The 512-nt window shown below is 15.4% G+C and carries 2 protein-coding genes; both read right to left on the bottom strand.

Translation table 11 applies throughout. The features are described 5' to 3' along the window. Positions 1-223 (bottom strand): LAGLIDADG family homing endonuclease (locus IE180_RS37990; protein WP_190161130.1); only part of this gene is annotated, 223 nt, incomplete at its 3' end. Between the two features lie 3 nt (positions 224-226). Continuing rightward, positions 227-512, bottom strand: a 286-nt coding sequence (locus tag IE180_RS37985) for a heme-copper oxidase family protein (protein WP_229861275.1), incomplete at its 5' end; no start/stop codon positions are given.

Genomic DNA, 512 nt, shown 5'->3' with positions numbered 1-512 from the left:
AAATTATATTATTATTAAATAATAATGCTATTAAATAACATTCTAAATTATTTTGTATAACATATCTATAAGTATCTTTTCCTTGTTTTATAACTTTACCATAACCTAATTTTGATTGTATATCTTCTAATATATATTTATTTTTTATATTTTGAGTTATAATAAATGTTATATCATTTTTTTTATTTATTACAAATGAACCATCTCCTTCAGTAAAACCTATTAATCAATTTATATAATCATTAGATACTTTAGGTAATTTTAATAATTCACATAATTCATTATATCTTATATTATTATAATCTTTATTATAATTTTCTAATTGAGATGAGAAACATCTTTTAAATATTATATTTCTTATATAATTATTTATATTTATATAAGTATATATGTTTATATATTTTATAATATAAGTAAATGATTTAATTTTTTTTAGTAAATATAAAAATATAATATATATATATATTTGGTAAAACAAATGTTGATACAACACTGGATCTCCTCCAGCAGCT

The sequence above is a fragment of the Streptomyces litmocidini genome, from assembly GCF_014649755.1.
Lineage (GTDB): Bacteria > Actinomycetota > Actinomycetes > Streptomycetales > Streptomycetaceae > Streptomyces > Streptomyces litmocidini.
Note: the sequence above shows the minus strand (reverse complement) of the source record. Positions and strands in the feature narration are given on the sequence as shown.